A 21721-nucleotide genomic window follows, 5' to 3' on the forward strand; every position below is an offset into this window, starting at 1 on the left:
TGACTGTGACTCAGCGACACAGGCAGTTGGCAGAAATTCCGTTTCGCCGATGCTGTTCGCTAGGCACCAGCCAGGAACCGTTGCCAGAATGCCTGGCGGACAGGCTCAAGCACACTGGTTTCGAACGATTGCGCCTTTTCCCAATTGCGCTGCGCACTGCGCGCCATCCAGGATGGATCGGCCACCCTCCTTGCGAGAAGCTCTCCAAGGGCGTTTGCGTTTCCCGGCGCGACCAAGTCAGGGCCGGGTAGCAATTCGGGGATGCCTCCCGCGGATGACCCGATCGCCGGACAGGCCTGACACATCGCCTCGATCAGCGCTCTTGGCAGCCCTTCGGTAAGCGACGGCTGGACGTACAGATCGATCGAACGAAGCCAGCCAAACACGTCTGCCGGCTGCGCGATATTGCCTTCGAAAACGGTCAGGTCACCAAGGCCTAGCGATTGCGCCACATTCCGCCAGGCATCCAGATCGCCCTGCCCTACAACGCGAAGCCGGACCGGCGGCATGCGATCCCGCACCCGCGCGAGGGCATGAAGCAGAACTTGCAGTCCCTTGTTCTTGTTCTGGAGTGCCCCGATCATGCCGATTTTCAGCGGCGCATCTGCTGGCTGCGCGGCAATCCGGACCAGCCTGTCCTGCAGCACCCGAATATCGGAGGCCGGCAGCAGGACGTCGGAAACCGAAAGGACATTCGTCGCACCGGTGGGGTAGCGGCGCTGCAGAAAGTCCGCAGTAACGTAGCTTGCGTGTTCGGCGCGACGGGAAACTGCGCGCAGTCTGGCCGCAGCAAGAGGCGCATAGAAGCGCGCGCGAAGCCCGCCATGATGCCGCAAGCTTTCCGACGGGCATCCGACGATCTCGACCCAGCAACGCTTCCTTTCGATGCGTGCCGCGGCGACGGCAAGGTGGCCGATCTCGCTAGGCATCCGGGCAACGACGGCATCGTGAGCCCGCACCAGCGTTCGCATTTCGTCGAGTGCCGCACTGCGCCTCAGCAAGAGGCCACGCAGGTTGGAAAGGTCTCGAAAGAAATGGAATGCGACGCGATCACGCGAAGACCTGGCCAACTGGTCCAGCGGTTGATCCGGCATCAACTGCTCGCGCGCGACGACGGTCATGCGGGATGCGTGGTCAAGATAGCGCTGCCAGCCTTCCGCGCCAAACTGCCCGGCGGACCAGACATCGTCGCCGAGGCGGATGAAACGATTATCGTGCGCGAACAGGAGCCTCAAGGACGGTCACCTCATATCCGCCGTGCGACGGGATGGAACATCATTTTGCGATGGCGTCATGCGCCCCCATCACCTAAATCGCGGCACCGCAAAGTCGCCCGGGAGCCCATGTTGTCGTTTAGCTATAGTTTCGGTGGCATCGCGATCATATCCGAATTCCCCCTGACCCGGTTGCGTTCCCCGCTGCCGCACGGGCAGCCGTTCGGACAGATCGCAATCGAGACGGGACGAGGCCCGGCTCCGGACGAGGATGAGCGCCTGTTCGACTGGCCAGGGCGTTTCGAGATCAAGCTTGGCCGAACGGGAACCGAGCTTCGCTTTGAAACGCCTGCCGGGATCATCCTGGCCACCGCCGACGGCAGCAGGCTCCGTGTCTTCGCGCAAGATCTCGCCAATTCCTTGTTGGGGGATCTGCTGGCCCGGCGCATCCTCCCCCGCGTTACGAAGCTGCTTGGCGGTGAGACTTACCATGCTGCCGCCTTGGCTCGGAACGGGAAGGCGATCCTCCTGATGGGAGCGACAGGGGCCGGAAAATCCTCGATGACTCTCGGGCTTGCATCGGTGGGCGGCTGGTCGATCCTGAGCGATGATGCCGCTCTCGTCCAGGAAACCCCGAGCTTCCTGGCGTTACCGGCAGGGTCGGATGTCGCAATCTGGCCCGAAACCAGCGGAGCAATGGATTTGCCCGATCCGGCATTGCGGGCGCTGACGGGTTACGACGGCAAGTTCTGCTATCAGCCCGAGCCGTCCGGTTCGGTCCCGACCGGGACTGCGCATCCCCAGATAGCCGGAATCTTTTTCCTCGACCGCCAGGCAGACGGCGCTGTTGCCTTCGAACGGTTGCCGAGGCCTCAAGCGTTCGAGCTGGGGCTGCATCAGATCGTTCTGCTCAACCCCAATGGGCGCGCTGCGGCAGAGCGGGTAGGTTCGGTTACGGCGCTCAACCGGATGCTCGCGACCGTTCCAGCGTGGTCGCTGACCTATCCGGCGTCGTATTCGATCTATCAGGACATATCATCCGGGCTGGACGCGCTTCTGGCTGCGTGATCGGGAACGCCGTGGCGCCGCTGCGCTGGAGCGGATCACCAGCGCGGCACATGACGCAGCAGATGCATGGCAGTGCGCATCGGGACGTAAAGCCAGCGCAATCCCCGTGGCAGAGGCATGGCACGATAGACTTCCCATGACGGCGTACTGCTTCGCAGCAGGCTGCGCAGCTTGCGCGCAAACCCGCGGCGATACCGCCATTCTTCCCCGGTCAGGACAAACCAGTGTCGCCAGCGGAATCGCCAGTCGTGGATCCCGCGCACATAGGTCTCCATCGGCGCTTCGGCCTCGGGGTCGAGGTGCGTCAGACATTGGCGCGCCATGGTCGCGGCCAGACCGTCGCCGGCAGGTGCGGTGCCATGAACCGCCAGGGCCAGTTCCTCGAGCATCCCCAGGCATGCCTGGACGAGCCCTTCCATGCCGTTGCGGCGCGCGGCTGCCAGTACCCGCGCGCAGTCGAAATCGGGCGCACTTGCGATACGGCCAATATCGGCGACCCAGTGCAACCGCGTCCAGTGGTGACGGCTGTGGTGGTAGCACAGGAAGACGAACAGCTCCTCGGTCGGCAGACACGGGATAGAGCGGCCCAGTATTGAAACCGCTTCGGTTTTTGCCAGCAATCGCGAGGTCGGAAAGTCTGCGCCAGTGAGGTCGAGCGCGGTATGAACATCAACCAGATCGCCAGCCGGCGAGCGGAGCGAAATCTCGTCGTTGAGGTCGCACATCGCGCTAACGTGAACCTCTCGCTTTCCAGGTTCGTCAGGCAGTTCGAACCCGCGACAGGGGCGAAATCCGGCGTCGACTAGGTGAAGAATGGTCTTCGCGCAGGATGCCGGGTCGACAAGCAGGTCGAGGTCCCGGCAGGTGCGGCGAGAGATTGTGCCATAGTATCGCTGCGCAAGGGTGACGCCCTTGACCGCGACGTAGGAAATTCCGTTGGGGACGAACCAGGTATCGTGGAGGCTGGTCAGCAGCGCGGAAAGCCGCAGGTTTCGAGCGGCGGAAGCCGCAGCAAGCCGGTCGATCCGCTGGCGCGCCGGATCGGGCACCAGGGCTCCCAGTTCCGCGAGACGTGCCTGAACCAAAGGCTCGGCGAGGGCATGGAGCGCGCGCGCGGAAAGGGCGTCCCAGTCCTCGATCTGCCCGGCCAGCCCGGCAAGGGTGCCAGGCCCAACCCGATCTGCGGGCAATGCGCAGGCAAGCAGGAAGCGAGCGGCTGGATGGCTCCACGAGGGGCTCACGCGCAGCCGCCCTCCGCTGAGGCCGGCGGAACCCGGAGCAGCACCCGCATATCGGCCGGAACCTTGCCTCCGACGATCACGCGCTCCCCGTCGCAAACCCATACATGTGCGCTCATCCCCTCGTCCTCGATCCGCGCACCATAGTAAAAGACGCTTGGGACACCGCGCCGGCGCAGCATCCGCTGGGCGGCCAAACCTTGCGGAAAACACAACGGACGCCAGGGCAGGCGTGGAGCGCAGGCGCCGATTGCCCACTTTATACGGTCACAGATAGCCAGGCGGGCCGCCTTGCCCGACGGCGGCTGCTGTGCAGCGCGCCCGGCGCTGCGCAATATCACGCGGAACGGCATGCAGCGGATTGCGATGGTTGCAGCGGTCAGCTCTGCCGCAGCTTCGAGCAGCAGCGGAAGGTCGCGGCGATGGCGGACAATCTTTGCGATCATGGACGCCAACCTGCCATCGCCAATGCGCTCAACCGGCAGCCGCAACAACGATCCCGCGATCGACGAGGTCGGCCACAAACACGTGGAGGTCGGCCGGGATGGCATCACCATCGGCCGGGAAACTCGATCGCAGACTATGCGTCAGCTCGCCCAAAGTCTGCGGAGTTTCCAGCAGTCTCCAGATACGGGCCGCGGTGCGGTTGAGCTGGAAGAAGTAACCGCTGTCGATATCCAGCAGAATGGCATCATCGCTGACGTCTGCCGAAACGACGGTTTCACGGCGGCTGATCCGGGTATGCTCGGTCATGGCCATAGCTGCAATTGCCTCCGAAATTGATTATCCAAGATCACAGTCCCACCGCCTGGCGTAACCAGATGTCCAGCGCCAGGACCGACCAGACCGGACCCCACGGCTGCGTGGGCAGCGCACCGGTCGATCCGTTCCTGCGCCAGGCGGCGAAGGGTGCGTGAAGTTCTTCGATGCGCGCGCCGTCGACCCAGCCGAACTGCACGGGCAGCAGGTCCTTGGTGGCACGCCGACGGAACAGGGCGTCGATGGCATCGACCGAATGGCCAACGAACATCGCCTTGGTTGTCCGGGTGCGTACGATCTCGGGCAAGGTGCCGTGCGTCGCCGCGCGCAGTATGCGCTTGCGATAGGTCTTGTCGCGAAGGTGATTGCCTGCCGCCCCCATGCAGAACCGCGTAAGCCGTGCATCGTGAAAGGGATGGCGGATCTCGACGCCCTTGCTCTCGGCATAGGCGCAAGCGCCTTCAGCGACGATCGAGCGCATTGCGTGCGAATAAACGGTGTATCGCGATTGCTGGGCGAACCCCCGCACACCGGGACGCGGCGACGGACCACGCCAGCGATCCCGAAGGTCGGTGCGGGCGCTCCATTCAGGGCGGATCCAGTCCGTGGCAGGGTTGCGCCAATCGAGTGCCGGATGCCGCACAGCCTGGCGATACCGCGGCAGGATCAAAGGTCGCGCTGCCGAAACGAGCGTCTTGGCAGCGCTGAGCGCCGCCGGATTATCCGGCCAGAAGGAACGGCCATGGCGCACCAGATCACCCCAGCGACCGCGCAGCAATAGATCCGGCCAATGGGCCAGCGACCCGTTGAGCCAGTCGTCGCCGCCTTCCCCCGTCAGCAGGACGCGCCTGCCGGTCGCCTCAAGACGGTGGATGGCACCGGCAAACGTATCGAGGACGTTCGGCCGCAGCGGCAGGTAAAAGCTTTCCGCAGCCCAGCGCTCGGCTTCATCGACGCTGAAGGGGACCGAGCCGGTGACTTCCGCCTCGATTCCGAGATGGTCCTCCACTGCCCGGGACCAGAGTGTTTCGTCGTGCGGCTCTCCCGGGAAGCGCGCGGAGATGGCTTGCGGCGCACGCGCAACGCGGCCCGCGCGAAACAGCTCGGTGCCGCGGCAAACAACAGTGGAAGAATCGAGACCGCCGGAAAGTTGCGCGGAGACCGGACCGTTGCTGCGCGAGGTGGCGATAAGCGCCTGATCGAACAGTTCGGAAAACTGCGCCACATGATCGTCGAATGACCGGTCGGTCCAGTCCTCGAACGGGCCTCCGTGCCAGCGCCAGCGTTCGATCCGGCCATCTTCGAGGATCACCGCACCGCCCTGCTCAACCCGCTCGATCGCCGCCCAGAAGGTTTCGGTCTGCGTGACAAAACGACCGCTCAGTAATTCGGCCAGGGCGCCTTCGTTAAGCCTGCGGTCCATGCCCAGGCCAACGATCAAGGTGCGCGCGTCGGTGGCAAAAGCCAGTCGCTCCCCGTTCCAGGTCCACACCAGTGGCCGCCAGCCAAGCGGCGAGCGCAACAGGGACAGCCGGCGGCGACCGGGCTCATGGATCGCGATTGCGAAGTCGCCGGCCAGATCATGGATGAAGTCCCGTCCGCGGCGCTCGAACCATGCGAGTGCCAGGGCACCATCCGCCGCGGCCGCCAGGATCCCGTTGCCCCAGCCCAGCAAGGCGGCGATTTCCTCGCGATTGTCGAGCCGGCCGTCAAACAGCAGGACCGCACCCGACGGCCCGATGAACGGCTGACGTTCGGCCTGCGCCTCCACAGTCGTGTGATGGGCGAAGCGGATCAGCCCGGCAGGGCCATCCTCCCACAGGGTCGTACCATCCGATCCGCGCGGCAGTGCGGCAGCGGCCATGGCATCAAGCAGCCCGCGTGGAACCCGCTCCGCCTGGCGGAAGATTACGCCCGCGATCGCGCTCAAACTGCCACTCCCGGATTGCACAGATGCCGGTTCATTCGACAACCGCCAGATCGGCGGCGAGAACCGCCTCGATGAATCCGTCGACGTCGGCGGCGGCCTGATCCGAAGGGATGCCGTTCTCTGCCGCGATGGTTGCGGCGATCGCGGATGGCTGGAGGCCGGCGCTCAAATGCAGCCAGATCGCCGTCGCAGATGCGTTGAGTGCGTGATAGCTGCCGCTTCGGCTATCGAACAGCACGATCTCGGCCCCCGCCGGGCCCCACGAGACCCAGGGTGCACAAATGATGCGGCGTGTCGGGCACGGGTCCTCGGCCATCGCTTCAATCGGGCTGCCGCCATAACCGCACCCGTTCCTGAGTGTGGTATCCACCGATGCGGATGACATCGCCGGGTTTGGTATCAAGCGGGGCCGCGAACGGCCAGAACAAGGATGCCCAACACGACGATTCGCCACGGCCCGGTTCGTTCTCGTAGAGGCCCAGCTCATCCATATCGAGCGCCAGCCATTGAACCACGCCGTTGACCGGCCCACCGGACGATACCAGTTCGAGGGTGGTGCGCCCGTCCCGGCTCGGCTGGCTGCCGTCGAACGCCAGGGTGAACAGGTCGGCAGGGGAGCTGCGCAATGCAAGGCGAGGGTCGGCCACCCGGATTTCGTAATGTACCCGCGCCAACCGGTTGAACGCAGACAGGTCGAACCCGGAAGACTGGTCCATCAGCCGGGTTCCAGCGCGCGCATCGTGAGCGAGCGCAGCGCGAATGCGGCCACGCGCCGGGATGACATGGGCATCAGGCCGGATCAGGCGCAGCGCAGCATCGGCATGCGATGGAAGGACCTGCTCGCTCAGCATGTCGTTGCTGACGATTTCCGAAACCAGCACGTCGGCACGCCGGCCCAGGTCTTCCATAAGGTCCAGAGCGGTCGAGTGCTTGTTCACCACGCTGATGCGATCCGCCAGACCGTTGGCCGTGATTACTTCGCGGGCGGCCGCTGCGATCGCCGCATTGGCTTCGCAAGTTACGACGCGGGCTCCCAGCCGCGCCGCCATCATCGCCAGCAGCCCCGTGCCGGTGCCGATTTCCAGCACGAGCGTATCCGGCGTCACCACACGGGCAAGCGCCCCTGCGTAGGCCTGATTACGGACCTGATCGCGGGTTATGACGAAATGCCAATCAGGCACGGTCTGGGCCAGGACTTCGCCGGCGAGCGCGCGGATCTCTCCATCGCCGGGCGCACCGTCCAATGCGGCATTGGCCAGTTCAACTGCCTTGGCCTGGCACCCTACCGCTGCATATTGCCGCGCCAGGCCCATGGCGACGTCGGCACGATCGCCGAGCAGTTCGCGGGCTCGATCAAGGACGGCGAGCCGGTCTTGGTTCGCAAGCTCGCTCATTTCACCCTGATCCGTTTTCATCCTGAGGTAGCCAAGAAGGCCTGGCGATCGCCAAAACTACGTGAAAATACGTAAAAATCTTTTTATTTCAGTCGATTGACCAAGCAGGTAATGAAGAATAAATCGCCGCTGTGCAAGCGCCACAGAGGCAATTCACAAGAGGGAGTTCGATTGTGGCCGATAAGGATATCTCTGCTGAGCTGGGCGGTGACACCAACGCAAAGCCTGAAGCTTGGGTGAAGCCGGAAATCGTGTCGTTCAAGCCGGTCGAGGCCGCTGAAGGCATCTCCTACAGGCCGAGCGACGGCCTTTCCAACCTGACTGCCTGACCGCGTCGCGTGACGAGGGCCATGCTGCTTTCACGGCAGCTGGTTCGGTGACGCATGAACCCAAGGCGAGCTCGCGGTGCGTGATCCCTACGATCTGACGACCGCAGCGCATGACTTTCCGATGTGGGATGGACCTCCGCGGCGGTCGATCCTCATCTGCACGCTGCCGCGTTCGGGAAGCACCCTGCTGGGCGAGGCGTTCTACTTCGCCTCGGGCCTTGGCTGTCCGCTAGAATATTTCCACGCCGGCTTTCGGCCGGCCTTTGCTTCAGCATGGCAAGCGCACACCTTGCCTGACCTTCGCGATGCCGTGTGGCGCCATCGCACCGATCCTTCGGGCACGCTGTCAGTCAAGCTGATGTGGCGCGACATCCAGGAACTGGCGATCGAGACAGACCCGGTGTTATTTGCGCCCCTGATCGAACAGCCGCCGGAAAGGGTCCCGGCTTCTGTTTATCGCAGTGCGGCAGCATTGCTTGAACAGCTGTTTCCGGCACCGATCACGATCCATCTGTTCCGTCGCGATCGGGTCCGGCAGGCCGTGTCGGCCTGCATCGCGAACGAAACGGGGCAGTGGCGCGCGATTGAGGGCGCCGGAATGCAGCGCGTGCGCGAACCCACCTACGATGCTGCGGCGATCCTGCATCAGATCAGCTATGCCGACCATGCCCATGGCCATTGGCGCAACCTGCTCGGCGCCATGCCCCAACCGCCGATCGCCGTAGCCTACGAAGACTTGCTCGGTGCCTACACGCCGACCCTGTCCGGTCTGTTCGCCCATCTGGGCCACCCCGGCCCCGTCCCCCCGGCGCGAATGCAGCGACAGGCAGACGGCCAGTCGGAGGCGTTTGTCCGGCAATTCCTGCTTGAAACCGCTCATCGGGCCACTCCCCCAGGCACGGAATGATCGGATGAAGCCGCCTCATCTCGTGCTCGACGATTTTCTGTCGTCCGAAGAAAGTGACGCTCTCTTCGAATGGGCCCTGTCGAACGAAGGGCGATTTTCGGAAGCACAGGTAGAACAGGGGATAGTGAAAGAGGCGCGCGTCAGTCGCGTCCTGCGCGACATCGGAGCTTTTGCCGGCCTTTACGAACAGCGCCTGCTGGCGCAGGTCGCTGGCTGGGTCGATGCGCTCCGGCTATCTCCTTTCACCCCCAGCACAGTGGAATTGGAGCTGGCGGCGCATGGCGACGGTGCATTCTTCGCCCTGCACAGCGATACCTATCGATCAGACCAGGCCGCGCGCGGCGATCGCATGATCAGCGCGGTATGCTATTTCCACCGCATTCCGAGCGGATTCAGCGGCGGATTCCTGCGCCTGCACAGCCTCGGCGCGCGACCCGGCGATCCCGGTCATGACATTCAACCACTGTCCGGACGGCTGGTCGTGTTTCCCTCCTGGTGGCCGCATGAGGTCTTGCCGGTGCGATGTCCGGAGAATCGCTTCATCGATTCGCGCTTCAGCCTGACCGGTTGGATCCATCGCGATCGCCCTGCACCGGGACGGCCCAGTACCTGACGCAAGCAGCCAGCGATGCCGTCTGGTCGCCCGCTTTTCATGCAGGTGGAGACGCAGATCTCGGTCCGTCGATTCTTGCGGCAGCATGCCGTGACCGGGGCACTTCGACGAAGCTGCTCAACGCCAGCCTTGCCCCCGACGATCGGGGTCGGCCGACCGTTCAAGGAAGTCGGGCGTGGTCCGGGGTGGCTGCTCGGCGCCCTTCCCACCAGACGAGCGGGCGGGCGATCGTCGCCATGCCGAGCCGCTTCCATAGCGATTTACACCGGAATTCGATCACATGGTCGATTGCCAGAGAGATCATCAGGAACAGCGCCACTGTGCCGATCACCAGGAACCACTTGTTCGCCTCGGTAATCCACCAGTAGAAAATCGTCATGCCCAGCGAAAAATGCAGCAGGTATAGCGGATAGGTCAGCGAACCGATCCGCCGCGCAAAGGGCAAGCGGGGGCTCCGCCCTCGCATCACCAGGAACAAGGCGAATACTGCCGCGATGAACACCGCACTGCCCAGCTCGCTGAAGCCCAGCGCGCGGGCATAAGCGCGCGAGGTAACCAGGCACAGGACGTAGGATACGGCTAGAAGGAACAGGTTCAGTCGCTCGTTCCGCCGCTGATAGAGCAGCGCCATCACCATTCCCGCAGAAAAGAAGTGATAGTGCTTGCCGAACAGGGCCACATCAATGCCGGCAAGCACAGCGGTCGATTGACCGGCGAGCCAAACGACCACGACAATCTGCAATCGGTGAATGGCTCCCGTGAGGATCAGGAGGGCGATCGCCAAATAGAAATTCAGCTCGACCACCAGCGTCCAATAGACAGTGTCGACATAGCGGTAGCCGAAAGCCGGAGCGTAAAAGACCAGGTTTGCCAGAACCTGTGGCCAGGTATCGAGGAAGCGCGGCGGTCCGAGCGGGGAGAGCATTGCGGTGAGGACCATGCATAGCACGAACGTCGGATAGATCCGGGCGAAGCGGTTGGCTACAAAGGTTGATGCCCTCTCACGCTGCGCCACCAGCGTGACGACCATTCCACTGATCATCAGGAACGAGAAAAGCGCGGTCGAGGCGAATTGGGTGTACTGGGTAAATGCGCCGAAGCTCGTGATGCCATGACCTATCCGCGGATCGGGTGCCAGCACGAGATAGTGATGCAGCATGACCAACAGCGCGCAAAACAGCCGCACGTAATCGAGCCAATCAAGCCGCAAGGCGGCGTCGCCACTCGCGATTCGGTCAGGCATGGACGTCGTAACCGTGGCGGCAGTGGGCAAATCACGTCCATTCTGTGGCGGGCGATGGCAACCACATAAACGGCGTTAACCCGAATGAACATCCGCTTCGCAATCGCACGCCCAATGCCCAAGGCGAACTGCACCCCGCCTCACTCGGCAAAAGGGATCCCGGCAATTTGCGGACTGGATGGTGAGCCCTGCTGGGTTCGAACCAGCGACCTACTGATTAAAAGTCAGTTGCTCTACCGACTGAGCTAAGGGCCCTCACCGTTGGAGCCGCCCTAGGGGAGCGGACGGGGTCGGGTCAAGCGGGTGTGGAGCTGGCGGAGCGATTGTGCGGTGATGGGATCGCGCCAGTGCGCCGCCACGTCTAGCGCGGGGCGGAGTACGAAATCCCGCTTGCGGAATTCGGGATGCGGCACGGTCAGGCCCGGCACGGCCCATGTCCCGCCGCTCCACAGGACGATATCCAGATCGAGCACCCGCGGTCCCCAGCGCTGGCCCCTGCGCGTGCGGCCGAAGCGGCGTTCTACGTCTTGCAGGCAATCGAGCATGGCCTCCGGCCCCAGATCGCTTTCGACCAGGATGGCGGCATTGGCATAGCGGCGCAGAGACGGGCCTAATGGTGCGCTGGCGATGGCGCGTGAGCAGGCCAGAAGCCGCAAGCCATCGCGTTCCAGCGTCGTAATGGCGGCGGCCAGCACGCGTCGGGGATCGCCATGGCACGGGTGGCGGCGGTTCGATCCCAGCGCGATCAGATAGCGGTGAAGCAAGCGCCGCGCTCAGATATCCTGCGCGATGCGCCCGTAGAGCTGCGGGCGGCGATCGCGGAAGAAGCCCATGCCGGCCCGGTGCCTTGCCGCGCGGGCGAGATCCAGCCGATGGACGAGCACGCCGGTTTCCTCAGCACCGAACTGCTCCACCAGATCGCCCCATTCATCGGCGATGAAGGAGTGGCCGTAGAAGTTCTGGCCGCATTCGTTGCCGATCCGGTTGGCGGCAACCACCGGCATGCAGTTGGATACGGCGTGGCCCTGCATGGCGCGGCGCCACATGCGGCTGGTATCGAGATCGGCGTCATAGGGCTCCGAGCCGATGGCCGTGGGATAGAACAGCACCTCGGCACCCATCAGGGCAAGCACACGCGCGGTTTCGGGATACCACTGGTCCCAGCAGATGCCCACGCCGATCTTCGCGCCGAACAGGCCCCACACCTTGAAGCCATCGTTGCCTGGGCGGAAATAGTATTTTTCCTCATAGCCCGGGCCATCGGGAATGTGGCTCTTGCGATAGGTGCCCATGATCGCGCCGTCTGGGCCGATCATTGCCATGGTGTTGTAATAGTGGTGCCCGTCGCGCTCGAAGAAACTGGTCGGGATGGCAACCTTCAGGCGCGCGGCGAGCGCCTGCATGGCAATCACCGACGGATGATCCGCCAGCGGGCGGGCAAGCGCGAACAGCGCTTCATCCTCTTCACGGCAGAAATAGGGCCCCGAGAACAGTTCGGGCGGCAGGATCACCTGCGCACCGGCCTGCGCCGCCTGCTCGACCAGCGAGGAAACGGCGGCGATGTTCTCGGCCTCGTCATCGGAACCGAGCGGCAGTTGCAGGGCGGCGACAGTCAGCATGGTCATGCCGCCGCCCTAGCATTGCCCGCGCGCGCGGGCCAGCGCTTGCGGACCTCAGCGACGCTTGCGGAACAGCAGGGTCATCCGGTCGCTCTCGCCGATGGCGGTGAGCCGCGCCTTTTCCGCTTCATCCGTCACGCCGCGGAAATTGGGCGGCAGCATCCATACGCCGTTCTTGTGGTTGGCCGGATCCTTGCGGTTGGCGTTAAGCTCGCTCCGGGCGACCAGTTCGAAGCCATGCGCTTCGACAAGGGCGATCACGTCCTTTTCCCGCAGATAGCCGTTGTTGCCGCTGGCATAGCCGAAGTCCGCCTTGGCCCGCGCGCGGTGCTGTTCGATGCCCAGCAGGCCATCGTCCTTCAACAGGTCGCGGATGGCCAGCAGTTCGCGCCGGACAAGGTTCTGCCGCCAAAGGTTGTGCATCTCGCGCATGACCATCACGCGATCGACCTTGCCCTTGAGATCATCGGGCAGGGTATCGGTGTTGTAGGCCCCGATCCGGTCGGCACTGGCGCCGGTCCAGCCGTTTACCTGCGCGGGGAACTTGCTGCCAAGGTCAGCGAACATGCGCTTCATCGGATCGCTGGCGGTGCGGACATCGGGATTGAGGCCGATGTAGCGGCCCTTTTCGCCAAGGTAGGGAACCAACACGCGCGTCCACCAGCCGCTGGAGGGCATGTAGTCCACCACGGTCATGCCCGGCTTCACCTTGAAGAAGGCCAGCGTTTCGGCCGGGTGGCGATACTGGTCGCGGATGCGGTCGCCGTCGCGGCGCGGATCGGCGAGGACAACGGCGAGCGCCTGGTCGGCGGGGATCTTCGCCTTGGCGGCGGCCGGCTCTGCCGTGGCAACCGCAAGCGGGGCGGAAAGGGCAAGGGCGCAGAAGGCTAAGAGAGTGCGTCGCATGGAAAATATGCTCCTTGAGGGGGGATGTGCCTTTATTAGTTGCACGCGCAACGATGACAAGCCGGGCAGCGCTGCCTATCTGGAGCGCAAAGAACAATTGGAGGAACGCACGACCATGGCCGAGGCAATTTTCGCAGGTGGCTGCTTCTGGTGCACCGAGGCGGTGTTCCGCTCGATCGCCGGCGTCAGCGCGGTAGAGAGCGGCTATATCGGCGGCACGGTGCCCAATCCGACCTACAAGCAGGTCTGCACCGGCACGACCGGCCATGCCGAGGCGATCCGCATTGCCTTCGACCCCGAGGTCGTCAGCTATGCCGACCTGCTCGACATTCACATGGCAACGCACGATCCGACGCAGCTCAACCGCCAGGGCAACGATGTCGGCACGCAGTATCGCTCGGCGCTGTTCCCGCTTGACGAGGTGCAGCACGCCGAAGCCGAGGATGCCATCACCCGCTGGAATGCCGCACACGACAAGATCGCCGTGACGACCATCGAAGGGCCCGCCGAGTGGTTCCCGGCGGAAGACTATCATCAGGAATACTGGCAGGGCGAAGGCCAGCGCAATCCCTATTGCCTGGCGGTCATTCCGCCGAAGCTGGCAAAGCTGCAGAAGGGCTTTTCCGAGAAATTGAAGGACTAGGCCCGGAAACGGGCGATGAAGAATCCGTCAAGTCCGCCCGCATCGGCCAGCATCCCCGGATCGGTTCGCACCCAGCCTTCGGCAGTGGGCGCGATGCCTGTGGGCAGTTCCTCTGGCCGCACGGGATCGACAGCGAGGTCAAGCGCGGCCACCTGCGCCTCGCCCTCCTGCGCTTCGAGCGAGCATACGGCATAGACCAGCGACCCGCCCGGCTTGATCCAGTCGGCGGCGCGGTGGAGCATGGCGTTCTGCAATTCCGCCATTTCCGCCATCTGCCTCTGCCCCACACGGTGCAGGACATCGGGATGGCGGCGGCAAGTACCGGTGGCCGTGCACGGCGCATCGATCAGCACGGCATCGAACTGCGCCTCGGGCTGCCATTTCAGGGCATCGGCGGTGACCACCTCTGCCTGCAGCCCGGTGCGGGACAGGTTGGCCTGCAACCGCTCAAGCCGCTTGGCGCTGACGTCGAGCGCGGTTACCCGCCAGCCGGCTGCCGCCAGTTGCAGCGTCTTGCCGCCCGGCGCGGCGCAGAGATCGAGCACGGTGCGCCCCTCGCCCGGCCCCAGCAGGCGCGCGGGCAGGCTGGCGGCAAGATCCTGCACCCACCAGGCGCCTTCATCATAGCCAGCGAGATTTTCCACCGCCTCGCCCCGCGAAAGGCGGACATGGCCCGGCATGAGCGAAACGCCGCCGAGCCATTCCGCCCAGTCGAGGGTCGATCCCGCATCGCGCAAGGCCAGGTCGAGCGGCGGCGGCAGGGCAAGCCCGGCGGCGATGGCAGGCGCTCGATCGCCCCAGCGCCCGGCCACGGCATGGGGCAAGCTGGGCACTTCGGGCAGGCTCGCGCTGCGCTTCGACAGGGTGGAAAAGACACCGTGCGCCAAGCGGCGCGGCCCGCCGGCCAGCAGGGGCAGGCCCGTGGCGATCACGGCGTGCGGCGGCGTATCGAGCCGCAGCCAGCCTGCCAGCATCAGCCGAAGCACCGAACGCGGCTTGGCATCTTCCGGCAGGACATCCCGCGTGGCGCTGTCAATCAGGGCGTCGAGATCGGTCAGCCAGCGCAGCGCTTCGCTCGCCAGCGCGATAGCCAGGGCCCGGTCCGGCCCGCCGACGATCCCCTGGCAGGCATTGTGCGCCGCCTGCTCAAGCGTTTCGCCCCGGCGCAGCACGGCATCGAGGAGCTTGAGCGCGGCGCGGCGGGCGGGAAGGCCGGGAACATCTGACATGGCGTGGCCCTAGCCGCGATTGCATCCCGCCGCCAGCGGGACCATATGCGTCGCATGACCCAACGCGCCACCCAACGCCCGAAGGGCTTCGTCAAGCCCACCCACTGGACCAACGATCCCGCGCCGAAGCCCGACAAGGCCCGGCAGCAGGGCGAGGAGCCCGATGGCCTTTCCCCCACCCGCTATGGCGACTGGGTGAAAGACGGCATCGCGATCGACTTCTAGGCCCAGCCGGCCAGTTCGCGGCGCACCAGCGCTTCCAGCATGGCCATGCCGGGTTCTCCGGCATTGAGGCATTCCAGCGTCGCGAAATCGGTGCCGCCTGCTTCAAGGAAATCCTCGCGCCCGCGGATGCCCAGCTCCTCGATGGTTTCAAGGCAATCGGCGGAAAAGCCCGGCGCGGCGATGGCAAGGCGCTTCGTGCCTTTCTGCGCCTCTGCCGCGATCACCGCATCGGTCGCCGGCTCAAGCCACTTGGCCTTGCCAAAGCGCGACTGGAAGGTGACTTCGAACCGAACATCGCCCCAGTCCTTCGCCAGCGCCTCGGCCAGCAGGCGGGCGGTCTTGCGGCACTGGCAGTGATAGGGATCGCCAAGGTGCAGCGTGCGCTCGGGCATGCCGTGGAACGAAAGCAGCAGCACTTCCGGGCGAAACGACAGGGCGGCAAGCTGACGCGCGGTGTCCTGCGCCAGCGCGGCGATGTGGAGCGGATCGTCATAATAGGGTGGCAGGGTGCGGATGGCGGGTTGCCAGCGCATCGCCTTGAGCGCCGCGCCCACCGCGTCCATCGCGCTCGCCGTGGTGGCACCGGAATACTGCGGGTACATCGGCGCAATGAGAATGCGGTCGCAGCCCTGGTCCTTCAGGGCCTGGATGCGCGAGGCGACCGAGGGGTTGCCATAGCGCATGGCCCAATCGACCTGCACACCCTCCCCCATCCGAACCTGCAAGGCCTCCGCCTGCGCCTTGGTGATCGCAGCCAGCGGTGAGCCGGCATCGGTCCAGACCTGGCTATAGGCATGGGCGGACATTTTCGGACGGGTGTTGAGGATGATGCCGTTGAGGATCGGCCACCAGATAATGCGCGGGATTTCAACCACGCGCGGGTCCATCAGGAATTCACCAAGATAACGCTTTACTGCGGCGGGCGTGGGCGCATCGGGGGTGCCGAGGTTGATCAGCAGCACGCCAACACCCTTGGTCTTGACGGGGGGATGGCCTTCGGGGCGGATCATTCGGCATACTCCAGAAGTGGCAGGCGGCGGAACCGGAAACCGGTGGCCGAGAACAGGGCATTGGCGATGGCAGGAGCAATCGCGGCGACACCCAGCTCGCCGGGATCGGCAGGCGGGGCGGTACTGTCGAGCAGGTCGATCTCGATGGCGGGTGTCTGGGCCAGAAGGGGCAGGCCAAGGCCGGAGAGCTTGCCGACATAGGGCACGCCCTCGGCATAGCTGGTGCTCGATCCGGCGGCGAGGCCCAGGCCGTAGATCAGCCCGCCCTCAAGCTGCTGCCTGGCGATATCGCGGTTGATGACGCGCCCGATGTCCACGGCCGCGGAAATGCGGTCCACCAGCACGCCACCTTCGGCATCGCGCCGGGCAGTGACGATCACCGCGATGCGCCCGCCCGCTTCGGCGCTGCCGATGCGATGGCAGGCCAGTCCCTGTCCGCTGGCGTCGTTGCCACCGTTCCAGTTGGCCAGCGAGGAAACGCGCAGCAGGCAGGCGGCAAGGCGCGGGTCATCCCCCAGCATTTCCATGCGATAGGAAAGCGGCTCGCGCTTGGCAGCATGGGCCAGCTCGTCAATGAAGCATTCGGTGAAGAAGGCAGTATAGCCATGAGCCTGCCCGCGCATCCTGCCGGCGGGAAGCCCGGTGACGACAGCCACGTGATCGAGCGAGAAATTACCGAGGCCATAGGGCGGCACCGCCCCTTCCACCGCCATGGGATCGGCCTCGCCATCGCTGGCGCGCATGGCTGCCATTGCGTTTTCGCCTTCGAACAGCCGCCTGCCGAAAGCGGCCCCGGTGGCCGGAACCGCAATGCGGGTCTTCCAGCCCAGCACCTGCCCGCCCGGTTCGGCAAGCCTTGCCCACAGCACGGCCGCAGCCGGCGTGCGCGGCAGGGCGGCAAGGTGCTCCTGCCAGCGCGACCAGGTGAGCTGCACCGGCTTGCCAACCTCCTTTGCCACCAGTGCTGCCTGTACGGCATGGCGATGGTCGAGCCGGGCATCGAAGCTGCCGCCTGCCGGCACCGGGTAGAGAATTACGTCCTTGGCATTGATTCCCAGCGCTTCTGCCACCGCCTCGCGCGCGGATTGCGGGGCCTGGGTCGCCAGCCACAGCTCGCAGGTGCCATCGCGCAGCCGCGCGGTGCAGCTGGCGGTTTCCAGCGTGCCGTGCAGCGCCGGAGACACGTCGTAGCGGGCGATGACGGTCGGCTTGCCGCCGATCGCTCCATCGGGATCGCCTTCGGTCAAAATGCGCTCCGTCGGTGCCTTCTTCACCGCCTTGTCGAGGGCGGTGTAGGTCTGGTCGCTTTCAACCCCGTTGCGCGTGGCGAACTGGGGGCTGAGCACTTCCAGCGCACGGTTTGCCGCCCACCAGTTGCTCGCAACGGCGGCCAGCCAGCCATCGCCCCTGACCAGCCGGATATCGCCCGAAAGCCCTTCGATCCGCTTTTCGCTATAGCCGACCAGCCGCGTATCGCCGACCGGCCCGTGGGCAACGGCCGCGTGGACCATGTCTGGCAGGCGCACGTCCCCGGCGAAGTTGGCCGATCCCATGACCTTGCTGGGCCCGTCGAGACGCGGATAGCGGTTTGGCGTGCCGAGTGCTCGCCCGGCGCCCTTTTCGTTTGGCGCTTCCCCGCGGAGGACGGGGGCCGACGGCGGATCGAGGCTTGCTGCTTCCTCGGCAAGCTGCCCGAAACCGAACCGCTGCTTGCCATGGGTAACGAAGCCGCCCTCCACCTTGCACTCGGTCGGGTCGATATCCCAGCGATCGGCAGCGACCCGGGCCAGCATTTCGCGCGCGGCGGCGGCGGCCACCCGCAGCGGCTGTTCATAGGCAGCGATGCTGGTGCCCTCGGCGGTCACGTTGAAGCGGTTGCGCTCGGCAAAGTTGCGGGCAATCGCCGGATCCTCACCCTTGGCCATGCCGGCCAGGGCAGGCATCCACAGGTCCGCCCACTTTGCCGCCAGCGGGACATTGGCATAGGCGCCGCTGGGCGGTGCGGGTTCGACGGCCACCTGGCGCCAGTCCGCCCCCAGTTCCATCGCCGCGATCTGCGGCAGCAGGGTGGTGATGCCCTGCCCCATTTCCAGTTGCGGCACCGCGACGGAAACCAAGCCGTCCTTGCCGATCTTCAGCCAGGCGCCAAAGGCCCATTCGCCATCGCGCGGTTCCAGCGGCAGCGGAAAGCTGCGCGGGATCAGGGCATAGGCCACCATCAGCCCGCCGCCGATGGCCGCCCCTGCCAGAATGCCCCGCCGTGAAACCATTACTGGTTATCAAGCCATGTCAGGACGCGTCTGGCAATGGCAAGGAAGGCCTGCCCTTCCGGACTGTCCCCGGCTGCGGGGGGCTTGCCGGCATCGCTGTCTTCCCGGATCTTGAGCGTCAGCGGCACCCGGCCAAGGAAGCTTTCGCCGCGCCGCCCGGCCTCTGCCTCTGCCCCGCCCGAGCCGAAGGGATCGGAAACCTCTCCGCAATGGGGGCAAACATAGCCGGCCATGTTCTCGACGACGCCGATCACCGGCACCCCGGCCTGATGGAACAGCTGCATGGCACGGGTGGCGTCGATCAGCGCCAGGTCCTGCGGGGTGGAGACGATCACCGCCCCGGCGGGCTTGTGCCGCTGCAACATGGTCAGCTGCACGTCGCCCGTGCCCGGCGGCAGGTCTACCACGATGATTTCGGCATCACCCCAGTCGGCATCGATCAGCTGGCCCAGCGCGCCACTGGCCATCGGACCGCGCCAGGCAATCGCGCGGTCTGCCTCGACGAGGTTGCCCATGGACAGGACGCCAAGGCCGAAGGGACTTTCCACAGGCACCAGCTTGTCATTGCGGGCCTTGGGCTTCACCCCCTCGGTCTGCAGCAGGCGCGGCTGCGAAGGGCCGTAGATATCGGCATCGACCAGCCCCACCTTTCGGCCCAGCCGCGCCAGCGCAACGGCAAGGTTGGCGGAAAGCGTGGACTTGCCCACCCCTCCCTTGCCGGAACCGACCGCTATGATGCGGCGCTGTGGCTTGTCCGCCGTCATCGCCACGCGCACCTCGTTGACGCCGGCGACCTTGCCCAGCGCCTCGCGCGCGGCTTCCTCGCTGCGCTCGCGCTCGATGGCATCGAGACCGGCCACGTCGAGCACCAGCGTCGCCACGCCATCGGCCAGGCGCAGCGCGCTGACCCGCGATTGCAGTGCCTGCGGCAGGTGGGCCTTGAGATTGTCGCCGCTGTTGTCTGTCACTTTCGAACCTCGCTGATTTGCCTGCGCGCCCTAGCAGGCAATTCGCGCCGGTAAAATCCGCTCTAGGCCCCTGTTAATTCGCAAACTGCTTCCTATAACGGACGGCATGAAGATCATCAGCGACGCGATCGCAGGGGCCCGGCTTGCCATGGCCGGGCGCAAGTCGCCCTGGGGCTCCGGCCCTTCGGGTGGGGGAGATGGCGAAGGAACGCCGCCGCAGGGCGGTTCCGGCGATTCTCCCGATTCACCCCCTGCCGGCTCCTCCGAACCGCCCAAGGGGCCGCGCAATCCCTGGCTGCCGCCCGCGGGCGATGAAGGCCCGCGCCGCTCCGCCTCGATCGAGGACATCCTGCGCCCGCCCAAGGGCGGCGGCGGCCCCGGCGGCGGTGGGGGAGGCTTCGGCTTTCCCAAGCTGCCACCGCGCCCGGATGGCAAGTCGTGGGCCAAGCCCATCGCCATCGGCGCGGTCGCCGTCTGGCTGCTATGGTCGACCACCCACATGCTCGATTCCAAGCAGCAGGGCATCGTCACCACGCTGGGCAAGTACAGCCGCACCGTTGGCCCCGGCGTCTCGATGACACTGCCCTGGCCGATCGAAACGATGATGGTCGAAGAGGTTACCTCGGTCCGCAACGATTCGATCCCCGCCGGCGAGGATGAAAAGCTGATGCTGACGAGCGACCAGAACCTCGTCGATATCTCCTATCTCGTGCGCTGGAACATCAAGGACCTGAAGCTCTACAAGTTCCAGCTCGACAACCCGAACGATACCGTGCGCGAAGTGGCAGAAGCCGCGATGCGCGCCGCCGTGGCCGAAGTGCCGCTGAAGGACGCGATGGGCGGTTCGGGCCGCCAGTCGGTGGAAAACCAGGTGCGCGTGCGGATGCAGGAAATCCTCGACGCGTACCGCTCGGGCATCCGCATCCTCGGTGTCGAAATCAAGAAGACCGACGCTCCGCAAAAGGTGATCGAGGCCTTCCAGCGCGTCACCGCCGCGCAGCAGAACGCCCAGCAGGAAGTGACCAGCGCACGCCAGTGGGCGCAGCAGGTAATCAACCAGGCGCAGGGTAACGCGGCCGAGTTCGACAAGGTATACGAACAGTACAAGCTCGCCCCCGAGGTCACCCGCCGCCGCCTCTATTACGAGACCATGGAACGCGTGCTTTCCAACAACGACAAGGTGATCGTCGAATCCGGCGGGGTCACTCCCTACCTTCCGCTGCCCGAGGTGCGCCGCGCCCAGCAGCAGGCCCAGCCGCAGGGAGGCCAGTGATGCTGAACCGCCTGTTCGAAGAGCAGAAGAGTGCGCTGGTAGCCATCGGGGCGCTCGTCGTGCTTGCCTTTTCCACGCTGGTCGTCGTTCCGGAAACCCAGCAGGCCGTAGTCATGCGGCTGGGCGAACCGCAGCGCGTGATCAACCGCTTCCGCCCGGGTGACGATTTCGGCAACACCGGTGCGGGCCTCACCTGGCGCATCCCGATCATGGAAACCATGGTCCGCATCGACAAGCGGATGCTGACCGTGCCGATGGAGCGGCAGCAGGTCCTCTCGATCGACCAGCAGCCGCTTGAGGTCGATGCCTATGCCCGCTTCCGCATCATCGATCCGGCGCGCATGGTGCGCTCGGCCGGCTCGTCCGATCGTGTCGTATCGGCCCTGCAGCCGATCTTTTCATCGGTCCTGCGGCAGGAACTGGGCAAGCGCACGTTCCAGTCGCTGCTGACGGCCGAACGCGGCCAGGCGATGGTCAACATCCGCAACAACCTCGACAAGCAGGCACGCGAATACGGCGCGCAGGTGATCGACGTGCGGATCAAGAGCGCCGACCTGCCCGCCGGCACACCGCTGGACAGCGCCTTTGCCCGCATGACGGCGGCAAAGGACCAGGAAGCGGCCACGATCATCGCCGAAGGCCAGAAGAACGCGCAGCTGATCCGCGCCGATGCCCAGGCACAATCGGCGCAGATCTATGCCAACTCGTTCGGCAAGGACGCCCAGTTCTACGATTTCTGGCGCGCCATGCAGAGCTATGACGCAACCTTCTCCAACCAGAAGAACCCGGGTCGCTCCACCATCATCCTCTCGCCCGACAGCGATTACCTGCGCCAGTTCAAGGGAAGGTGACAATCGCAGTCAGCAACCTTGCCATTCAATCT

General features: G+C 65.2%; 23 protein-coding genes and 1 tRNA gene. 8 read left to right on the plus strand and 16 right to left on the minus strand.

Annotated features, from left to right (window positions below; translation table 11 throughout):
* Positions 1 to 59: 59 nt before the first annotated feature.
* A complete protein-coding gene (locus tag C0V78_RS14255; RefSeq protein WP_101798576.1) occupies positions 60 to 1235 on the minus strand; it encodes a glycosyltransferase in 1176 nt (391 codons plus the stop codon).
* Positions 1236 to 1343: 108 nt separating this feature from the next.
* Here C0V78_RS14255 and C0V78_RS14260 point away from each other — a divergent pair, with 108 nt between their 5' ends.
* On the plus strand, positions 1344 to 2282 hold the full coding sequence (locus tag C0V78_RS14260) for a hypothetical protein (RefSeq protein ID WP_101798577.1): 939 nt from the start codon (positions 1344 to 1346) through the stop codon (positions 2280 to 2282).
* A 35-nt stretch (positions 2283 to 2317) separates the two neighbouring features.
* Here the strand turns inward: C0V78_RS14260 and C0V78_RS14265 are convergent, their stop codons facing one another.
* From C0V78_RS14265 to C0V78_RS14290, 6 genes are read right to left on the minus strand one after another with little or no spacing between them, the layout of a single operon-like run.
* Positions 2318 to 3523 carry a nucleotidyltransferase family protein gene (locus C0V78_RS14265; protein ID WP_158241568.1) on the minus strand — a complete coding sequence of 402 codons (1206 nt, stop codon included), beginning with the start codon at positions 3521 to 3523 and terminating at the stop codon, positions 2318 to 2320.
* A complete protein-coding gene (locus tag C0V78_RS14270; protein WP_158241569.1) occupies positions 3520 to 3966 on the minus strand; it encodes a lasso peptide biosynthesis B2 protein in 447 nt (148 codons plus the stop codon). The genes C0V78_RS14265 and C0V78_RS14270 overlap by 4 nt, the downstream gene beginning before the upstream one ends.
* Before the next feature lie 28 nt (positions 3967 to 3994).
* The gene (locus tag C0V78_RS14275; RefSeq protein ID WP_158241570.1) at positions 3995 to 4273 is read right to left on the minus strand and encodes a PqqD family protein; all 279 of its coding nucleotides are present in this window, start codon (positions 4271 to 4273) and stop codon (positions 3995 to 3997) included.
* A 40-nt stretch (positions 4274 to 4313) separates the two neighbouring features.
* On the minus strand, positions 4314 to 6209 hold the full coding sequence (locus C0V78_RS14280; protein ID WP_101798581.1) for an asparagine synthetase B family protein: 1896 nt from the start codon (positions 6207 to 6209) through the stop codon (positions 4314 to 4316).
* 31 nt (positions 6210 to 6240) lie between these two features.
* Positions 6241 to 6525 carry a PqqD family protein gene (locus C0V78_RS14990; protein ID WP_216822201.1) on the minus strand — a complete coding sequence of 95 codons (285 nt, stop codon included), beginning with the start codon at positions 6523 to 6525 and terminating at the stop codon, positions 6241 to 6243.
* Between the two features lie 4 nt (positions 6526 to 6529).
* Complete coding sequence (locus tag C0V78_RS14290) at positions 6530 to 7603, minus strand: 50S ribosomal protein L11 methyltransferase (protein WP_158241572.1); 1074 nt, start codon at positions 7601 to 7603, stop codon at positions 6530 to 6532.
* A 173-nt stretch (positions 7604 to 7776) separates the two neighbouring features.
* Here C0V78_RS14290 and C0V78_RS14995 point away from each other — a divergent pair, with 173 nt between their 5' ends.
* From C0V78_RS14995 to C0V78_RS14300, 3 genes are all read left to right on the plus strand, one after another.
* Positions 7777 to 7932 (plus strand): hypothetical protein, encoded by a 156-nt coding sequence (locus tag C0V78_RS14995; protein WP_158241573.1) that lies wholly within the window; start codon positions 7777 to 7779, stop codon positions 7930 to 7932.
* Positions 7933 to 8053: 121 nt separating this feature from the next.
* On the plus strand, positions 8054 to 8839 hold the full coding sequence (locus C0V78_RS14295) for a Stf0 family sulfotransferase (RefSeq protein WP_101798584.1): 786 nt from the start codon (positions 8054 to 8056) through the stop codon (positions 8837 to 8839).
* A 4-nt stretch (positions 8840 to 8843) separates the two neighbouring features.
* The gene (locus C0V78_RS14300) at positions 8844 to 9452 is read left to right on the plus strand and encodes a 2OG-Fe(II) oxygenase (RefSeq protein ID WP_101798585.1); all 609 of its coding nucleotides are present in this window, start codon (positions 8844 to 8846) and stop codon (positions 9450 to 9452) included.
* Between the two features lie 160 nt (positions 9453 to 9612).
* Here the strand turns inward: C0V78_RS14300 and C0V78_RS14305 are convergent, their stop codons facing one another.
* From C0V78_RS14305 to C0V78_RS14325, 5 genes are all read right to left on the minus strand, one after another.
* Positions 9613 to 10695 carry an acyltransferase gene (locus C0V78_RS14305; RefSeq protein ID WP_101798586.1) on the minus strand — a complete coding sequence of 361 codons (1083 nt, stop codon included), beginning with the start codon at positions 10693 to 10695 and terminating at the stop codon, positions 9613 to 9615.
* Positions 10696 to 10874: 179 nt separating this feature from the next.
* Positions 10875 to 10950 (minus strand) — tRNA-Lys (locus C0V78_RS14310).
* A gap of 17 nt (positions 10951 to 10967) precedes the next feature.
* Positions 10968 to 11459, minus strand: a complete 492-nt coding sequence (gene folK / locus C0V78_RS14315; protein ID WP_101798587.1) for a 2-amino-4-hydroxy-6-hydroxymethyldihydropteridine diphosphokinase — start codon at positions 11457 to 11459, stop codon at positions 10968 to 10970.
* 9 nt (positions 11460 to 11468) lie between these two features.
* Positions 11469 to 12320 (minus strand): N-carbamoylputrescine amidase, encoded by an 852-nt coding sequence (gene aguB / locus C0V78_RS14320; protein ID WP_101798588.1) that lies wholly within the window; start codon positions 12318 to 12320, stop codon positions 11469 to 11471.
* A gap of 48 nt (positions 12321 to 12368) precedes the next feature.
* Positions 12369 to 13220, minus strand: coding sequence for a class I SAM-dependent methyltransferase (locus tag C0V78_RS14325; RefSeq protein ID WP_101798589.1), 852 nt, complete (start codon positions 13218 to 13220; stop codon positions 12369 to 12371).
* Between the two features lie 115 nt (positions 13221 to 13335).
* On the opposite strand from C0V78_RS14325, the gene msrA reads away from it, so the two are divergent.
* On the plus strand, positions 13336 to 13863 hold the full coding sequence (msrA, locus tag C0V78_RS14330; RefSeq protein ID WP_101798670.1) for a peptide-methionine (S)-S-oxide reductase MsrA: 528 nt from the start codon (positions 13336 to 13338) through the stop codon (positions 13861 to 13863).
* Here msrA and C0V78_RS14335 read toward each other — a convergent pair.
* Positions 13860 to 15092 (minus strand): RsmB/NOP family class I SAM-dependent RNA methyltransferase, encoded by a 1233-nt coding sequence (locus C0V78_RS14335; protein ID WP_101798590.1) that lies wholly within the window; start codon positions 15090 to 15092, stop codon positions 13860 to 13862. The two genes, msrA and C0V78_RS14335, sit on opposite strands and share 4 nt — an antisense overlap.
* 54 nt (positions 15093 to 15146) lie before the next feature.
* Here C0V78_RS14335 and C0V78_RS14340 point away from each other — a divergent pair, with 54 nt between their 5' ends.
* Positions 15147 to 15317: a DUF1674 domain-containing protein gene (locus C0V78_RS14340; RefSeq protein WP_101798591.1), complete on the plus strand. Its 171-nt coding sequence runs from the start codon at positions 15147 to 15149 to the stop codon at positions 15315 to 15317.
* Here the strand turns inward: C0V78_RS14340 and hemH are convergent.
* Genes hemH through C0V78_RS14355 form a run of 3 tightly spaced genes read right to left on the minus strand, consistent with a single transcriptional unit; the run spans position 15314 to position 19361 of the window.
* Entirely contained in the window at positions 15314 to 16327 is a 1014-nt protein-coding gene (gene hemH / locus C0V78_RS14345) for a ferrochelatase (protein WP_101798592.1), read from the minus strand. The two genes, C0V78_RS14340 and hemH, sit on opposite strands and share 4 nt — an antisense overlap.
* Positions 16324 to 18597 carry a molybdopterin cofactor-binding domain-containing protein gene (locus C0V78_RS14350; protein WP_101798593.1) on the minus strand — a complete coding sequence of 758 codons (2274 nt, stop codon included), beginning with the start codon at positions 18595 to 18597 and terminating at the stop codon, positions 16324 to 16326. Before C0V78_RS14350 ends, hemH begins: the two co-directional genes overlap by 4 nt.
* Positions 18597 to 19361: an Mrp/NBP35 family ATP-binding protein gene (locus tag C0V78_RS14355; protein ID WP_216822202.1), complete on the minus strand. Its 765-nt coding sequence runs from the start codon at positions 19359 to 19361 to the stop codon at positions 18597 to 18599. The genes C0V78_RS14350 and C0V78_RS14355 overlap by 1 nt, the downstream gene beginning before the upstream one ends.
* A 310-nt stretch (positions 19362 to 19671) precedes the next feature.
* On the opposite strand from C0V78_RS14355, the gene hflK reads away from it, so the two are divergent.
* Together hflK and hflC are read left to right on the plus strand one after the other, a co-directional pair.
* Positions 19672 to 20838 (plus strand): protease modulator HflK, encoded by a 1167-nt coding sequence (hflK, locus tag C0V78_RS14360; RefSeq protein ID WP_254049965.1) that lies wholly within the window; start codon positions 19672 to 19674, stop codon positions 20836 to 20838.
* A complete protein-coding gene (gene hflC / locus C0V78_RS14365) occupies positions 20838 to 21689 on the plus strand; it encodes a protease modulator HflC (RefSeq protein ID WP_101798595.1) in 852 nt (283 codons plus the stop codon). Before hflK ends, hflC begins: the two co-directional genes overlap by 1 nt.
* Positions 21690 to 21721: the final 32 nt, after the last annotated feature.

The sequence above is a fragment of the Novosphingobium sp. TH158 genome (assembly GCF_002855555.1).
Classification (GTDB): Bacteria; Pseudomonadota; Alphaproteobacteria; order Sphingomonadales; family Sphingomonadaceae; genus Novosphingobium.

What these genes read in the sequence shown, in the direction of transcription:
- C0V78_RS14260 (WP_101798577.1), top strand. Translation starts at nt 1,344, where the DNA reads ATGTTGTCGTTTAGCTATAGTTTCGGTGGCATCGCGATCATATCCGAA.
- C0V78_RS14270 (WP_158241569.1), bottom strand. Translation starts at nt 3,966, where the DNA reads ATGATCGCAAAGATTGTCCGCCATCGCCGCGACCTTCCGCTGCTGCTC.
- C0V78_RS14275 (WP_158241570.1), bottom strand. Translation starts at nt 4,273, where the DNA reads ATGACCGAGCATACCCGGATCAGCCGCCGTGAAACCGTCGTTTCGGCA.
- C0V78_RS14990 (WP_216822201.1), bottom strand. Translation starts at nt 6,525, where the DNA reads ATGGCCGAGGACCCGTGCCCGACACGCCGCATCATTTGTGCACCCTGG.
- C0V78_RS14290 (WP_158241572.1), bottom strand. Translation starts at nt 7,603, where the DNA reads ATGAGCGAGCTTGCGAACCAAGACCGGCTCGCCGTCCTTGATCGAGCC.
- C0V78_RS14295 (WP_101798584.1), top strand. Translation starts at nt 8,054, where the DNA reads ATGTGGGATGGACCTCCGCGGCGGTCGATCCTCATCTGCACGCTGCCG.
- C0V78_RS14300 (WP_101798585.1), top strand. Translation starts at nt 8,844, where the DNA reads ATGAAGCCGCCTCATCTCGTGCTCGACGATTTTCTGTCGTCCGAAGAA.
- C0V78_RS14305 (WP_101798586.1), bottom strand. Translation starts at nt 10,695, where the DNA reads ATGCCTGACCGAATCGCGAGTGGCGACGCCGCCTTGCGGCTTGATTGG.
- aguB (WP_101798588.1), bottom strand. Translation starts at nt 12,320, where the DNA reads ATGACCATGCTGACTGTCGCCGCCCTGCAACTGCCGCTCGGTTCCGAT.
- C0V78_RS14325 (WP_101798589.1), bottom strand. Translation starts at nt 13,220, where the DNA reads ATGCGACGCACTCTCTTAGCCTTCTGCGCCCTTGCCCTTTCCGCCCCG.
- msrA (WP_101798670.1), top strand. Translation starts at nt 13,336, where the DNA reads ATGGCCGAGGCAATTTTCGCAGGTGGCTGCTTCTGGTGCACCGAGGCG.
- C0V78_RS14335 (WP_101798590.1), bottom strand. Translation starts at nt 15,092, where the DNA reads ATGTCAGATGTTCCCGGCCTTCCCGCCCGCCGCGCCGCGCTCAAGCTC.
- C0V78_RS14340 (WP_101798591.1), top strand. Translation starts at nt 15,147, where the DNA reads ATGACCCAACGCGCCACCCAACGCCCGAAGGGCTTCGTCAAGCCCACC.
- hemH (WP_101798592.1), bottom strand. Translation starts at nt 16,327, where the DNA reads ATGATCCGCCCCGAAGGCCATCCCCCCGTCAAGACCAAGGGTGTTGGC.
- C0V78_RS14350 (WP_101798593.1), bottom strand. Translation starts at nt 18,597, where the DNA reads ATGGTTTCACGGCGGGGCATTCTGGCAGGGGCGGCCATCGGCGGCGGG.
- C0V78_RS14355 (WP_216822202.1), bottom strand. Translation starts at nt 19,361, where the DNA reads ATGACGGCGGACAAGCCACAGCGCCGCATCATAGCGGTCGGTTCCGGC.
- hflK (WP_254049965.1), top strand. Translation starts at nt 19,672, where the DNA reads ATGAAGATCATCAGCGACGCGATCGCAGGGGCCCGGCTTGCCATGGCC.
- hflC (WP_101798595.1), top strand. Translation starts at nt 20,838, where the DNA reads ATGCTGAACCGCCTGTTCGAAGAGCAGAAGAGTGCGCTGGTAGCCATC.